14 protein-coding genes are annotated in these 15,278 nt (G+C 39.7%); 11 read left to right on the top strand and 3 right to left on the bottom strand.

The genetic code is table 11. The annotated features are described in order from the left end of the window. Positions 1 to 171: 171 nt before the first annotated feature. A complete protein-coding gene (locus FKG96_RS22565) occupies positions 172 to 615 on the top strand; it encodes a GNAT family N-acetyltransferase (protein WP_149106177.1) in 444 nt (147 codons plus the stop codon). A gap of 299 nt (positions 616 to 914) precedes the next feature. Here FKG96_RS22565 and FKG96_RS22560 read toward each other — a convergent pair whose 3' ends face one another. Together FKG96_RS22560 and FKG96_RS22555 are read right to left on the bottom strand one after the other, a co-directional pair. Beyond that, positions 915 to 1,763, bottom strand: a complete 849-nt coding sequence (locus FKG96_RS22560) for an AraC family transcriptional regulator (RefSeq protein ID WP_149106176.1) — start codon at positions 1,761 to 1,763, stop codon at positions 915 to 917. 148 nt (positions 1,764 to 1,911) lie between these two features. Then, positions 1,912 to 2,907, bottom strand: a complete 996-nt coding sequence (locus FKG96_RS22555; protein ID WP_149106175.1) for an SDR family NAD(P)-dependent oxidoreductase — start codon at positions 2,905 to 2,907, stop codon at positions 1,912 to 1,914. A gap of 162 nt (positions 2,908 to 3,069) precedes the next feature. Here FKG96_RS22555 and FKG96_RS22550 point away from each other — a divergent pair, with 162 nt between their 5' ends. The 9 genes from FKG96_RS22550 to FKG96_RS22510 all read left to right on the top strand — a co-directional run bounded on the left by FKG96_RS22550 (position 3,070) and on the right by FKG96_RS22510 (position 13,956). Continuing rightward, positions 3,070 to 3,240: a hypothetical protein gene (locus tag FKG96_RS22550; RefSeq protein WP_210421328.1), complete on the top strand. Its 171-nt coding sequence runs from the start codon at positions 3,070 to 3,072 to the stop codon at positions 3,238 to 3,240. Positions 3,241 to 3,561: 321 nt separating this feature from the next. Further along, entirely contained in the window at positions 3,562 to 5,169 is a 1,608-nt protein-coding gene (locus FKG96_RS22545; protein ID WP_168204601.1) for a vitamin K epoxide reductase family protein, read from the top strand. A 122-nt stretch (positions 5,170 to 5,291) separates the two neighbouring features. Beyond that, positions 5,292 to 5,486: a hypothetical protein gene (locus FKG96_RS22540; protein ID WP_149106173.1), complete on the top strand. Its 195-nt coding sequence runs from the start codon at positions 5,292 to 5,294 to the stop codon at positions 5,484 to 5,486. A 108-nt stretch (positions 5,487 to 5,594) separates the two neighbouring features. Beyond that, positions 5,595 to 7,112: a TlpA disulfide reductase family protein gene (locus FKG96_RS22535; RefSeq protein WP_168204600.1), complete on the top strand. Its 1,518-nt coding sequence runs from the start codon at positions 5,595 to 5,597 to the stop codon at positions 7,110 to 7,112. Next, positions 7,109 to 8,854, top strand: coding sequence for a galactosyltransferase-related protein (locus FKG96_RS22530; RefSeq protein WP_149106171.1), 1,746 nt, complete (start codon positions 7,109 to 7,111; stop codon positions 8,852 to 8,854). Before FKG96_RS22535 ends, FKG96_RS22530 begins: the two co-directional genes overlap by 4 nt. 11 nt (positions 8,855 to 8,865) lie before the next feature. Continuing rightward, complete coding sequence (locus FKG96_RS22525; RefSeq protein WP_149106170.1) at positions 8,866 to 9,798, top strand: hypothetical protein; 933 nt, start codon at positions 8,866 to 8,868, stop codon at positions 9,796 to 9,798. A gap of 7 nt (positions 9,799 to 9,805) precedes the next feature. Beyond that, on the top strand, positions 9,806 to 10,450 hold the full coding sequence (locus tag FKG96_RS22520) for a glycosyltransferase family 32 protein (protein ID WP_149106169.1): 645 nt from the start codon (positions 9,806 to 9,808) through the stop codon (positions 10,448 to 10,450). 27 nt (positions 10,451 to 10,477) lie between these two features. Continuing rightward, positions 10,478 to 12,649 (top strand): peptidase domain-containing ABC transporter, encoded by a 2,172-nt coding sequence (locus FKG96_RS22515; protein ID WP_149106168.1) that lies wholly within the window; start codon positions 10,478 to 10,480, stop codon positions 12,647 to 12,649. Positions 12,650 to 12,660: 11 nt separating this feature from the next. After that, positions 12,661 to 13,956 carry an HlyD family secretion protein gene (locus FKG96_RS22510; protein WP_149106167.1) on the top strand — a complete coding sequence of 432 codons (1,296 nt, stop codon included), beginning with the start codon at positions 12,661 to 12,663 and terminating at the stop codon, positions 13,954 to 13,956. Here the strand turns inward: FKG96_RS22510 and rhuM are convergent. After that, positions 13,851 to 14,102 carry a RhuM family protein gene (gene rhuM / locus FKG96_RS27290; protein ID WP_354004748.1) on the bottom strand — a complete coding sequence of 84 codons (252 nt, stop codon included), beginning with the start codon at positions 14,100 to 14,102 and terminating at the stop codon, positions 13,851 to 13,853. The two genes, FKG96_RS22510 and rhuM, sit on opposite strands and share 106 nt — an antisense overlap. Before the next feature lie 279 nt (positions 14,103 to 14,381). Between rhuM and FKG96_RS22500 the strand changes: the two genes are divergently transcribed. Then, complete coding sequence (locus FKG96_RS22500; RefSeq protein ID WP_149106165.1) at positions 14,382 to 15,203, top strand: alpha/beta fold hydrolase; 822 nt, start codon at positions 14,382 to 14,384, stop codon at positions 15,201 to 15,203. Positions 15,204 to 15,278 lie beyond the last annotated feature (75 nt).

Here is a 15,278-nt window from a genome sequence, read left to right as displayed (position 1 = left end):
AGGTCATTACTCAGTTAAGTACTTTAAAATTTGATCCTGATGCATAATAAAGTAATGTTGGTTTTTGGACATGGTCATATTTTAGCAATTGAACCTGCATTAAAAAGGATCATGGAAAAACAATAAGATTCCCTCGTATCGAAGGTTAATGTAGAATTATAAAAATATAGAATGGATAATACCGCTATTATACGCGCATTAGTTGTTGATGTGGAGAAAATAGAACCACTGTTTTCGCTTTACAGAGAATTCTATGGGATGAGGAAGGACAGGTCGGCAGCGATTGAATTTTTAAGAGCGCGCCTCGAAAACGAGGAGTCAACTCTATTTTACGCAAAAAAGGATGGACGAATAATCGGCTTTGTTCAATTATATCCAAGCTTCTCATCCGCATCATTAAAAAAGGTTTTTATTTTAAACGATCTATACGTATTGGAGTCTGAGCGAGGAAAAGGTGTCGCGAAGCTACTGATGGGTAAAGCTATTGAATTCTGTACAGAGCAGAAGTGTGCACGAATTTCATTGAGTACGGCGAAAGACAACCCTGCGCAAAAGCTTTATGAGGAAGTAGGATTTAAGGAGAGCACCTTTAAATTTTACAATTATAACTTATGAGAATCTAAAACAACTGGACGGGATATGCCCGGAATTTTTATACCCAAGTTACCCCTCAAGTTGGGCGATTGTTAACTGTAAGTGCTCATCCCATTTACTGCTTTCAGTAGCATATCCTTTTGCCAGTATCATTCTTTCGGATTGAATGGTAATTATATTGCACTGTAAATTTTGATGTTCGGCTCACCCTTTAAGTAAGGTTCCAGAGATGTTAAAACATGTCTATTAAGAAGTCGCTTAACAGGTATTCCCGTTTGTTTTCCTTGGCAAACCCTTGTCTCTTTGCATTATTTTAAGTTTCAATGTTCGGGCGTGGATTTAAAGTTTGCGGCGGGCTTGGCAGGTTGGTTCAGCAATTCAGTTGGGGCATAGCCAAAATGTTTCTTAAATGCGTATGAAAAGTGCGACAGGTTTTCAAAGCCTGTTTCGTAACAGACGTCAATCGGGCGCTTCTGTTTTTCCGTAAACTGGTAATGTGCCAATTCCAGCCGCTTTTGCGTGAGCCACCGTTGTGGGGTAGTATGAAACACTTTGCTGAAGTCTCTTTTAAAGGTAGTGAGGCTTCTCCCAGTCAGGTAAGCGAATTTTTCCAGGGGAAGGTTAAACATAAAGTTCTTTTCCATATAGTCGGTCAGATCAATTTTTCCCGGTTCTTCAAAATTGGTCAGTATGTTGTCTATGCTTTTGTCAATCGCCCTCATGATACTAATGGCCTCCGTAATTTTTAATGACGCGATATGCTCCGGCAGCTCGTTCATTTCAAAATACGGGACCAGGGAAGATAAACAACTTTCCAGCAGCGGATGATTGTTGAAATGATAGATTTTCGGCGGTTCCAAGATTTTGGCAACTCCATTCTGATTGGCATAAAAATCCCTTAATCTCGCTGTGGAAAGATGCATCACGACTGTCTGATGCGGTTTGCCGTCTTTGGGATAATTAATGATGGTTGCGAGCTGGTTTCTTGGAATCAGGAAAATATCACCCTCTCTAAAAATATAAGTCGCATCTGCCAGAACAATTTTTGTTTCGCCCGAAATGAACCAGATCAGCATATGGTGCTCAAACAGAATGTCTGATTTGAAAAACTTATCCTCGTAACAGGAAAGTTTGATATCATCCGTTATGTATTTGGCTTCGTATTGCATAGCTGTTTCTTATTGTAATCCCGTACGGAAAAATTACTGTAAAAGTAAAGAATATCAGTTAATCTACTTTGTTTAAAAGTCCTGTTAAACTTTCGAAGAAAGGCAGACAGATTTATCTTTCAACGTTTTTATTCCCTTTAGTTTGATATTAACTCAGTGGAAAAGAGATGCCGCTGGTTTCTTCGCTCCATTTCCACAGGCGTTTGGCATCAGCCTCGTCCAACGAATAGCGTTTTACGCCCCGAGACGGCCCGCTGTCGGATGCTAACGGTGCAACATCTGCATCCTCACAGTACACACCACCCATATTATCAAGCAAAGGCGTAGTGGCACACCATACCGTTGTGGCAGCACCCTGCGGTATCGTTTTGAGTGAAGCCAAGACTTCGGGCAACATATTACCCTGTTCGTCCACAAAACCCATTTTTACAAATAATTCCAAGGGTGCTTCCCTTCCAAGTTCAGTTCCCGCAATGGAACCCGGATGCAGGCTGTATGCCCGTATATTGAAGGCTTTGGCCCGATTGTCCAGTTCAAGCGCGAACAAATTACTGGCCGTTTTGGATTGACCATACGCCTGTAATGTTTCGTATGTACGATGCTGAAAGTTGGGGTCATCAAAATCGAAGGTTCCGAACTGGTGACCGTGGGAAGATACATTGATGACCTTGGCACCATTCGCTTGTTTGAGAGCAGGCCATAGCTTTGCTGTTAACCGGAATTGTGCCAGGTAATTGGTCGCCAGTTGTGATTCAATACCATGGCTGTTGTGGCGAAGCGGTACCCACATAATGCCGGCATTGTTGATGAGCAGATGCAGAGGCCTGCCAGAGTCCAGAAACTTTTGTGCAAAGGCATCAATAGAAGCCGGATTCATCAGGTCCATCGGCTCTATTTCGACATTGGCGATTCCATCCAGGTTACGTTTTGCTTTTTCTACATCTCTTGCCGGTACGATGACAGTTGCCCCGGCCTGCGCCAATGTTTTGGTAGTTTCCTGACCGATACCTGTGTTACCACCTGTTATAACGGCGATTTTTCCTGAAAGGTCAATACCTTTGATGATGTCTGCTGCTGTTGATTCAGCGTTGAAGCCCGAGCCTATTGGCTGTTGCAATGCTCCCTGATAATTGTTTTTTTCCATCTTTTAGAAATTTTATTCGTTATTGATAAAACAAAGGTAAACAGGCAATCAAAATCCGGCTTTGTTCAAACGTCCGAAGTTGCTTTGTTTAAAAGTCCATTGTTTTTGATGGCATATGCAAGAGTAGAATGCTTTTTATATATCTACTTTTTGTTATATAAGATGAAGTCCGAGAAACATTTTCCGACTGAAAGACTGAAACGTTACATCAAATATTTTGTGGTGTCGGAGAATGAATTGGAAAATGAATATAAAGTTTTCCCTTCCTCAGGTTTAGTCATCGGTTTTCAATACAAGGGAAGCACTGGTAATTGCCAACGCAGCAAAAAGTGAAGATCGCGATCGCTACCTAAACCTCTGCCAATAATTGTTGCCCGGCGGCAGACCAAACGTTTCTTTCAATCGCGATGGATTTTAATTGTAATGCGATAACGTTTAGATATCTCAATTTAACGTTAATAAGTGTCTCCTATCGGTGATAAATTGTTTCATTAGTGTAAGCTGTAGCTCTTTATGTGTAAAGTCTGGTAGATTATGTGTAAACTTTTTCATAGGCCTCGGGGATTTTTATATCATTGCAACAAGCATATAGTTGAACCACTTAGAAGGTAAGACTCGATAACCAATGTAACCAATTTCCTAATTATGAAAGGTATGCTGTTAGAAAGGGATATTTTGCTAGATGTTGCATATACACTATTGAAAGAGCTAGATGTCAAAGTGTCTAAATCTACATTTTCAAAAGAGATCAAGAGTCATCCGGATTATCCAAGCCTGTTGTCCATTTCAGATACGTTAAAATATTTTGGTGTTGACAATCTCCCAATACAGGCATCCCCAGCATCATTGGAACCGAATATGCTACCCTGTTTGGTACAGATTCAGCATAAAGAAGGCGACGTTCTTTCCATAGTAAGATCTATCAACGGCAGTAACGTTTCTTATTTGAATCCAACAACACTTCGATATTCATCAAAGTCATTAGAAAGCTTTGCAGATATCTGCTCAAATAATCTGCTTTTAGTTGAGCCTACACTTTCAGCAAAGCAGAACCACGATCGCGAAAGCTTGCTTTCGGATCGACAACGTCACGTGTTAAATACCGTTGCGTTACTTCTTGTTCCTGTATTAACACTACTGCTCACTTTTTATCTTTATACTGAACTAGGAAGTGGAGGATGGCCGTACATAGCCTATAATGTGCTTTTGCTGGTCGGTGCTACAGCCACTATGTTATTGCTTATGTCATCTCTTCACGTAGACACAAGCCTCGTAAAAATGTTTTGCGGAAGCGCAGCATCAACTTCTCCTTGTTCGCAGGTTTCCGGTTCAAAAGGGGCAAAGTTGTTTGGTCATAGTTTAGTACTGTTAGGTGGTACATTCTTTTTAGGAAGTTTATTGTTTTTAATACTCCAAGCTGCATATGCTCCCGTTTCTTACCATTTTCTGTTTTTTTTAAACGTTTTAGTCGTACCTGTCATTGTTTATTCCCTTTATCAACAAGCCTTCGTTCTTAGAAAGTGGTGTGCATTGTGCCTAATCGTACAAAGTGTACTCGTTTTGCAGTTGACGGTCGGCTTTTACGATGGCTGGATACAGCAGATCATTTTTCAAGAGAGTCAGGTTATACTGTCATCCACGTTAATTGTATGTCTTTCATTCGTATACTTGATTTTAAACTTGCTAGTTCCCTATATAGCAACCGTAAAAAAGGAGCAACAGAAACTATTTCGTTTCGAGCGCTTGAAAAAAGATCCGACAATGTTTCAAGATTTGCTGTCCGTTCAGCAACCTATCGTAAACGAAAATAAATTATTAGGCTTTCGATTCGGTTTCCCGGACGCAGAAATAAACATCGTAAAAGTCTGCAACCCATATTGCGATCCTTGTTCGCGGGCGCATGCTATTTTAGACGAAATTATTGATCGTAACGATAACGTCTGTTTACAGATCATTTTTTCTCGTCCAAATAATGACCAACATGCCGATACAATCCGACATTTCTTGTCCCTTTCACGTCAGTACGACCAAAGTGAATTAAAAGCTGCTATTTACGACTGGTACTTAAGTGATCAAAAGGATTTAAGAAGCTTCAAAGAAAAGTACCCATCAATCCATGCTGAAAAATTTGACCACGAAATGGAAAACATGCAACAGTGGTGCGTCGATAACGACATTCGATACACACCAACCATATATATAAATGGGCGAAGGATCCCCTCATTCTATACAGTAGAGGATTTAAAGTATTTTTTGCTATAGTGTTCCTTGCTGATGTTTGCTAGAGATCGTCGGTAGTCTCCAAGGGAGAGTATTGACAAAGGGTTGGTCGACCTTCAAAAAAGTGACCAATATCAATTATTTTTTTTAAAAAAATCAAAATTATGAAAAAGCTAAGTTTAAAAGCGAAGCAGTTAGGCAACGTGCAGGTACTAACCAGAGAACAATTAAAGAATGTTTTAGGCGGCAAAGCGCTATCAAGCAGTGGCAGCGATTGTCCATCCGGAACTTATCCATGTACATGTAATGGAGTTTCTTACGGCTGTAAATCACTTCAGGGGTGTTGGGATTCTTGCTAGACTCCGACATGTAAAAGCCTTTTTACCGAGAAGGTTTTCACTAATTCATCCTCAATGTAGTCATTAGACCGCATTGAGGATTTCTATGAACTATGATGGTTAATGATTATGAGAAGGCAAAGCGTTTATATCTTGTTATATTTCGTGTTATTTTTTAGTAGCTATTCCTCCGCACAGCAGGCAGTAATTATCGGGAAAAATACCAATGCAAAAGATGGTACAGAAGTGTGGTTCTATCAGTCGATAGATGGTGATCCGGCCAATCAAGCCTTTATGTATGAAAAAGCCGTTTTTCAGAACGGCACCTTCAAAAAAAGTCTACCAATCAACTCACCTATGATGGTGATGATAAATAACAATCCTTATATTCCGAAATTGAGGTTGATCCTAACACCAGGCGATTCGCTGCATATAAATATAACACAAACCGGTGCAAAAAATCAGCCGGTCGTTTCATTTGAAGGTAATAATGCAAAGGGTCAGCAGTATTTTCTAAGTTCCGATCTTTATAACAAAGCCTACATTATTGAACAGAAAATAGCACAAATTTTAGCTGAAGCCAAAGGTAATGATCGCCTAATACTGTCGTTGGAACAATTTAAAAATACGCTGCTTGCTGAACTTTCTACATTAAAGGAAAATAAGGCATGTTCCGAAGATTTCTGTAAACAGGCAACGCGCGAAATTGAGGCCAAATTTTTGTTGACAGTTTCCAATGTAATATCAAACCGAAATCAACCCCATATCAAAGATCATTATCAGATAAAATTATCAGATATCCAGATACAGCAACTATACAAATACCTTTTCACGAAGTACGATCCTTTCAGTGAGCAATATAGAGATGTCTTTATCATCACCCGGACCGAGAATGCAGTTGAGAAATGTCGCCTAATAGACAAGGGCATATTGGAAGGAACAGCAAGGAATACTTTAGGCCTTTGGACAGGTGGCGATAAAGTTAGAGATGCGGCACCTGCCGAGCTGCAGGAGAAAATGCTGGCAACCAATTTGTTGTTCGACGTGAATTTTCAGACTAAAAGTAATGAAGAGATTGTAAATGCCTATCTACGGTTTAAAGAAGCTTTCCCTGCCAGTCCTTACAACAAGATTCTCAACAAGTATTTCGATCAATCAAGTACCGGTCAAATCGGACCCTACACTTTTGGCGAATATAAAGCCAAAGACAATACATTCGAAATTTTGAGTACGGATTCATTAAAAGATTTAGGCGACTTTGTAAAGCAAAATTTTAAAGGAAAACCTGTTTTAATTGATTTTTGGGCTACATGGTGTGCTCCTTGTAAAAAAGAATTTTCCAATGCAAAACTCGTGCAAGATTATAGTAAGAAAAATAACCTTGCGCTGCTATACCTATCTGTCGATTTTCCAAAAAACGGCGATGGCTGGATAAAGGATATTGAACTTTATCAGCTTGAAGGATATCATTACCTGATAACAAACAATTCCTATCCCGTTATATCAAAAATCACTAACCAGCCAGTGATGCCCATACCAAGGTACATGTTGTATAATAAAGATGGCAAGCTGGTCAATAACAATTTGCCTTGGCCGTCCCAGAGCGAGCAGCTTTTTAAAGAAATAGATAAACTGCTTAACGAGTGAACACGAATGATACCATAATATATCTTTCAGCTCAGCCAGATGAATTTTATTTTATCTGGCAATTGGAGATTCAATTGCTGAATTTTAGCGATATGGGCATTCATCCATCTGCAATACATGTGCTTATTGGATACGAGCAAAAAAAAGGGCTGTCTGATGAATTTTCTGCTTTTATAAACGAAAATAGGGATAAAGCCCGTTTTTTTATATATCCCGATACCAGGAAGAGAAGGTCTTATCCATCCTCCATTAGACCAAACTTAATCAGGCAGCATTATTTGCGAATTAAAGACCTTGAATCAGCAATTATTTTTTATCACGACTCAGATGTTATTTTCAGAACCTTACCTGATTTCGAGCAATTGAGAAGAGGCGATACCTGGTACGTTTCTGATACTCATACATATTTATCCGTCGAATACATTAAGAAATACGGAGGTGATAGACTATTAAGTGAAATGTGTCAAGTAATGGACATACCCGTTTCTACGATACTTAAAAATAACAAAAATACCGGTGGTGCACAATATCTCCTGAAAAATGTAAAAGCTGATTTTTGGTACACTATTGAAGAAGATACTGAAAATCTTTATTATCATCTCAGTGATTTTAATAACGAAAAGGCCGAAGAGGAATATCTCTTAACAGGTTTAAGACGTAGTGAATTTCACGGGTTACAAGCTTGGTATGCCGACATGTGGGCAATATTATGGCGAGCTTGGTCATTAGATATAACAGTAAAAACACATGATGAGTTGAAATTTTGTTGGGCCGATGATCCCAATGTCCTCTATGAATCAACAAAAATCTTACATTATTCAGGATCCGCTCAAAGGGGCAACGGAAAAAATTTTTCAAAAACTGATTATGCAAATTTTTCACCATGGCATGATTCAAAACTCAATTTTTCTTCAAAAGAAATCGCTTCACATGCTGTGATTAAGTATGTACACCGGGTTCGGGATACCCAAAAAAGAGCAGATCTCAGTGATACAAGTTTCTTAATTCCCATCAGAGCTGACTCGGAAGAAAGATTAGAAAACCTTTATCAAGTATGTAGCTATCTCGATAAGTACTTTAAAACCCATATACTAATTGCGGAGTCCGATTCCATGGCCCGCGTCGATAAATCACTATTACCGCCAGATTGCCAACTGTTCTTTTTGAGAGATAAGAATCCTACCTTACACAGAACGAGCGTAAATAATTGGTTGATTAAGAAAGCAGACACCCCTTTTATAGCAATTTATGATACGGACGCGGTAATACCCATTCAACAAATTTTGGAAAGTGTAAACCGCTTAAGATATGATTTTTGCGATATGGTTTATCCTTATGATGGGACCTTTGTTTTGCTGGATGAATTGTTCAAACAGATGTTCGCTAAAGTTTTGGATCCGTCTTTATTGTCCGTTAACAAAAACAAGTTTGTTGTTGATACGAGGCGTTCATGCGGAGGTGTGGTTTTTCTTAATCGGAATAGCTATATATCGGCCGGATTGGAAAATGAGCATTTCAAAAGCTGGGGCCCTGAAGATCGAGAACGTATGAAGCGGATGGATACGTTGGGTTTCCGAATCGATCGCGTAGGAGGAGCGCTTTATCATCTACCGCATCCCCGATCGGAAAATTCAAAAATGGCCGATGAAGTACAGGAACGATATATGGAGGAGTATTTCAAGATTTGCAACATGGATAAAAACGAACTGAAAGCCTATACAGAAGCATGGCATTGGCGTTAAATAATGTACACATGGAACAAACGATCGGCATAGACAACCAGTTAACCAGTCAACAAAGTGTGCGGTTTTTAGAGTCGCATATCGGGCGAAGTATCCACCATTTTCTTAAAGCTTTCCACTCCGGGGGTGAACAAGACACAAGAAAAGCGTTTGCAATATTAGATGATTTGCCAGATTTGGTATTAAACACTGATAATTTAAACTTTTTAAATGGTTTAGCGGGGATAGGTTGGGGTTTAGAGTGGATTGTTCAAAATTCATTTGCACCCTTCAACACCGATGAAATATTGGAAGACATTGATGATGAATTGTATAAAGCGGTTATTTATGCTCCCAATGAAAACCTTGATATACAACAAGGTTCACTGGGAACAGCGTTGTACTTTCAATTGCGAAATAGCAATATAAACCCAAAAAGTAATAGGTACCGTCAACTCTGTTTTCAGGAATGCTTGGTACTACTTACAGATGACGTTCGATATAAAGTTGATCAACAGATTATGCCGAACACCGGTCTTACGGATTCGGATGTAATAAGGGTGGCGGGCCAGACGCTGATCGTGCTCAGTTTTTTATTGCCAGCTCGTATTAATGTTCACACGATTGAAAAAACACTTTATCGGCTAATAGAGTGGTCAGAATCTATAATCGAAACAGGTCTGCGTGCAGGGCCGGAAAATGCGGATCATCAATCCTTACACTTTCTGTGTTCCTGTGCACACACAGCCGCCATATCGTTAGGATATAAACGTTGGACGGCAAGCTTTGCGTCATTGAACTCCTCGTTAGGTTTTCGTCAGGAACACGACTTAACCCGTTATACCAACTTGGTGTACGGAGGTGCGCTACCTGACTATAACCATCAACCGAGAGTGGTGGAGATGGTAAGCTCGTTAACAAAAGCCGGCCGGAATACTCTTAATCATATTCTTTTAATTTGTTAATTGTACTATGGTGCCAACGGTAATTCATCAAATTGTAGGTGGCGTTAAAAACGATGTCGTTCAGCATTGTCTTGCATCCTGGCAATTGCTCAAACAGTTGGATTTCACAATTAAATATTGGAACGATGATGATCTGATGCAGTTTCTACAATCCGAATTCCCCTTTGCTGTAGAAGCCTTTAAACAAGCCAGAAATTTCGCAGAAGCAGCAGATATTGCGCGGTATTTAATTGTATATCGACACGGCGGTTATTACATAGATTGGGACGTTCAGTTGGTTATTCCGAATGAATTTATTAGGTATCATTTAGCATGTCCAAAGGGTTATTTATTAATTGATCCTGTAAATGATTCATTGGCGTCGGAGTTTTTTTGTGCACCGCCAAGGGAGAATTACCTGCTACAAGTAGCTAAAGATATCGTTTCTGCTTATGAAAGCGGTATGCGTGATCTTATTTCGACCCCCTACTATTCAGGGCCGTACCGGATGCGAGATACCTTAGCAGAAAATTCATCAACCCGTCAGCAGCTAATTCCGGTAAAGGAACTTTTCGAATATGATTACAATGAAATAAGGGAAATGGCGGAAAGACAACCCAGCAAAGCGGCCATCCATTATTGGCTGCATACCTGGCTAGATAATGTAAAATGAATATATAAAGGAAGGCGATGTTAACCTATGTCCAAAAAAATAAAATTCCATCGGCAGTTAGATCAAATGGATTGCGGTCCCATATGCCTGAAAATGGTTGCCGCGTATTTCGGTAAGTCAATAAGCCTTCAGCAATTACGGGATTACTGTCAGATAAATCGAGAAGGCGTGTCAATGTATAGTATAGCAGATGCTGCGGAGAAAATAGGAATTCACACACGCGGCGTATTCTTACCTCTTTCAGAGCTCAAGGAAGCGCCTATGCCGGCTATTATACACTGGGATCAAAATCATTTCGTTGTGCTCTTTAAGCATCGCAAGGGTAATTTTACAGTTGCCGATCCGGGTATGGGTATTATTCGGTATTCCGAGCAAGAGTTTTTGCAGCATTGGGGCCAGGATAAGGGAAATGGCATCGCGCTGCTTTTAGATCCAACACCTGCTTTTTTTAAATCGGAAGAAGAAGAAGAAAAAAAGTCAGGCTTTGGCAAGTTTTTCATGTACATGTTTCGGTACAAAAAACTTCTTGCGCAACTCTTTATTGGGTTTTTGGTAGGCAGTTTTTTGCAGATTTTGATACCCTTCCTAACACAATCGATTGTTGACATAGGTATTCCCACGCAAGATATGGCGTTGATTAACCTGTTACTTATTGCCCAATTCGCACTACTAATAGGGCGTACAGGCGTAGATTTTATAAGATCATGGATATTGCTTCATATAAGCACGCGTCTTAACATCTTTGTACTTACAGATTTCTTTAGCAAATTAATGCGCTTGCCTATCAGTTTCTTTGATTCAAAAAAAACGGGCGATATATTACAACGTATTGACGATCAGAAGCGGATAGAAAGTTTCCTTACAGGGCAAACCCTGAATATCGGCTTTTCGATTTTTAATCTGCTGATATTTTCAATGGTGCTGGCATTTTACAACTTGAAAGTCTTTGGAATATTTATTTTAGGCACCGTGTTATACGGTGTATGGATCTATGTGTTTTTAGAAAGGAGAAAGCAGCTCGACTATAAGCGCTTCGATATTTCTGCCAAGACGCAATCCACAACGATACAACTCGTGCAGGGTATGCAAGAGATCAAGCTGAGTGGCACTGAGAAGAAAAAGCGGTGGGATTGGGAACATCTTCAGGCAAAATTATTTCATTTCAATGTGCGTTCGCTAGCCTTAGGGCAATATCAACAAGCGGGCGGGGTGTTTTTCAACGAAGGGAAAAATTTATTGATTATTTATGTCGTAGCAACAGCTGTAATAAGTGGTGATATGTCGCTGGGAGGATTAGTAGCCGTCCAGTATATAATTGGGCAGCTTAGTAGTCCCGTCGAACAATTTTTAAGCTTTGTGCAAAGTTATCAGGATGCAAAGCTTAGCTTGGAAAGACTTAATGATCTTTACGAGCTGGAAGATGAGGAAGGAGAAAGCAAGTTACTTTACAACGAACTGCCAGAGAGTGTGACTATTTCCTTGAAGGGAGTCAGTTTTAGTTATCCGGGAGGCAAACCCGTTTTAACAGATCTAACCCTTTATATACCGCAAGGAAAAACGACGGCCATAGTTGGCGTAAGCGGCAGCGGGAAGACAACACTGGTTAAACTGCTGTTAGGATTCTATCAGTCGTATCATGGCGATATCAAAATAGGTGATATATCACTGGAACAGTTTAACCCAAAATTTTGGAAACTCCAATGTGGTGTTGTGATGCAAGATAGCTTTATATTTTCCGATTCGATAGAAGCAAATATTACGCTTTCTGAAAAGCCAGTTGACAAGAGTTTGTTAAAAAAAGCAATTCAAATGGCTTGTTTAGAAGATTTTGTCCGACTTCTTCCAAACGGATTAAAGACGCAGATTGGCGCAGAAGGAAATGGAATTAGCCAAGGTCAAAAACAGCGAATTTTAATAGCGCGTGCGATCTATAAGCAAGCACCGTTTGTTTTTTTTGACGAGGCTACCAATGCGCTCGATGCAAATAATGAGAAAGCGATTATTGAAAATTTAAATTCCTTTTTCGTGAATCGCACGGTAGTTGTGGTTGCCCATAGGTTGAGCACGGTAAAAACCGCTGATAATATTGTGGTGCTAGACGGTGGAGGTATTGTTGAGCAAGGTACCCACCATCATCTTTTAGGTCTAAAGGGTAAGTACTACGAATTGGTAAGCAATCAATTGGAGCTCGAAAATTAACGTAGTCACATATGCCAACTATTCAAGAATACAACAACGATTTTAGTGAAGAGCTACAAGACATCATCACCGATGTGCCGAGTTGGCTTGTACGGTGGGGGATAAGTATCTTCTTTACCATACTCGTTATTTTTGTAGTCGCAGCTGCATTTATTCCCGCCCCTGATATTTTAAAAGCTACTGCAGTAATTGAGAATAAGCAACCACCACAAGCCGTGGTAGCAGGTAGCAGCGGAAAGTTAGTAAATCTGTTGGTTAGAGAGACTCAGCAGGTCGATAGCGGCTCGGTTCTTGGTTTTTTACAGAGCACCGCTCAACATCGTGATATTCTTGCTTTAAGTGAGAAGATTGATACGATGCTTGCATATGCCGCTTCGAAAGATTTTAAAACATTAGGGACATTTAACTTAGCCAGTGTAAGGCATTTAGGGGAATTACAGGGCAGTTATCAAGTGTTTTTGGAAAAATTCATTAGTTTCAGCGCTTTTCTGGAAAGTGGGTTATTGGCAAAGCAACACCAGTCTATGAAAAACGAAATTCACAATCTAAAGGCTCAAAACCTTCAGGCTTCGAAACAGTTACAGTTACAGGAAGATGATTACCGCCTTCAGAAAGAAAATTATGATGCTTATAAAAAGCTCTTCGACAAAAAGCTTATATCATCGCAAGAATACAGATATGCGGAGAGTCGGCTCATTAACAGCGAAATGCCCGTTCAGCAAACAAGGTCAGCCATTTTAGCTAACCGTTCTCAAATGGAACAGATACAAAGTAAAATGTTAACCTTGGAGAATGAAGTGAATGAGCGAAAAGCAAGTTATCTCAGCGTCATCAATAACTTCAAGAGTGAGCTCGATCAATGGAAACGAAAGTATGTATTAACTGCAAGTATAAGCGGTACGGTTGTTTTTCATAAACGACTGGTGCAAGGGCAATGGCTTACCGCCGACGAGCCTGCTCTTTTTATCGAACCTAATCGTATCAGTGAATATATTGGCCGGTTACATATTGATCAATTTTCCTTGGGAAAGGTAAGAGAAGGACAACGAGTACTGCTCAAAGTTCGCGCATATCCATATCAAGAGTTCGGTCTTCTGCATGGCAGAATAGATTATCTCTCCGATATAAACTTTTCTGATTCGCTATATAGCGCAAAGATCACGCTCATAAATGGCAATAATACGTCCTATAAACGAAAAATTCAGCTAAAAAATGGCTTGATAGCAAATGCAGAAGTTATAACCGAGAAAAGAAATTTACTAAATAAGCTGTTCGATAACGTGTATTCTTTATTCAAGAACAGGTAAAGAAATACGTTAAACAGTTTGCCTTGTGAAGATTTAACACGATATCCAACCGAAATGATAACATCGAGATTATAGGGCTCTATTTTCCGTTTTACCTTTCTATTTCCTTCAAGTTGAACTGTCAAGGATTCCTTGACAGTTGCCACTCTATTTAACTCGCCTTCTTTAAAACAATTATCGATGTGAAGACTTATATGCTGTTTCGTCTGATTAACCAAAAAAAGCTAAGTCGTTTTATCCTCCCGGGGATTTATAGATAGCATACTTTATGCAGGCAAAGTGAGCCGATCGGATTTAATTACAATTAATTTTTGCGATCTTAACCTAGATTAAGATCGAATGAATTTGGTTGCACTACTTTTGCTAAAGAATTAGGGCAAGATTACTTGACATTAACTATCACAAACTTTAAAAATTTAAGAAAAATGAGCACGCTAAAATTAAAAGACGGAACAGAGATTTTTTACAAAGACCAGGGAGAAGGCCCGGTTTTGATGTTTCATCATGGATGGCCATTATCTTCAGACGACTGGGATGCACAGGTGATTTTCTTTTTACAAAAAGGCTATCGTGTAATCGCGCATGACAGAAGAGGTCACGGCCGTTCCAGCCAGAATATTTATGGTCACACTATCGAGCAATACGCTTCTGACGCGGCTGAGCTGGTTGAGTTTTTGGGGTTAAAAGAAGTGGTACACATAGGCCACTCCACAGGTGGCGGTGAAGTAATCCGTTATGTAAACAAGTATGCCAAAGGTAGAGCGAAGAAAGCTGTTTTAATCAGTGCAGTTCCGCCTGTTATGGTAAAAAGTGAATCTAATCCTGATGGTGTCCCAATGGAAGTATTTGACAATATCAGAGAACAGACATTAAATAATAGAAGCCAATTTTATATTGACTTAACTTTCCCTTTCTATGGCTATAACCGTGAAGGTGCAGATATAAAGGAAGGTGTGCAGAGGAACTGGTGGCGGCAAGGAATGATGGGCGGCATCGTTGCCCACTATGATGGAATTAAAGCTTTTTCAGAAACTGATTTTACAGAAGATTTAAAGGCAGTTGATATTCCGGTCTTAGTGTTGCACGGTGAAGATGACCAAATCGTACCAATAGAGAATTCAGCTATAAAATCTGCGAAGCTGCTGAAAAACGGGAAGCTGATTACGTACCCTGGTTTCTCGCACGGAATGCCTACCACAGAGCATCAGACTATTAATAAAGACCTTTTGGAATTTATCCGGTCTTAATCGAACATAATCATTATAGTGGCGGTTTGTTCCAAATTTTCATACCCAAACCAGAATAGAATATGCTTTGCCAAC

Source organism: Olivibacter sp. LS-1 (genome assembly GCF_008245145.1).
Taxonomy (GTDB): domain Bacteria; phylum Bacteroidota; class Bacteroidia; order Sphingobacteriales; family Sphingobacteriaceae; genus Olivibacter; species Olivibacter oleidegradans.
This window is presented reverse-complemented; position numbering and strand designations above follow the sequence as displayed.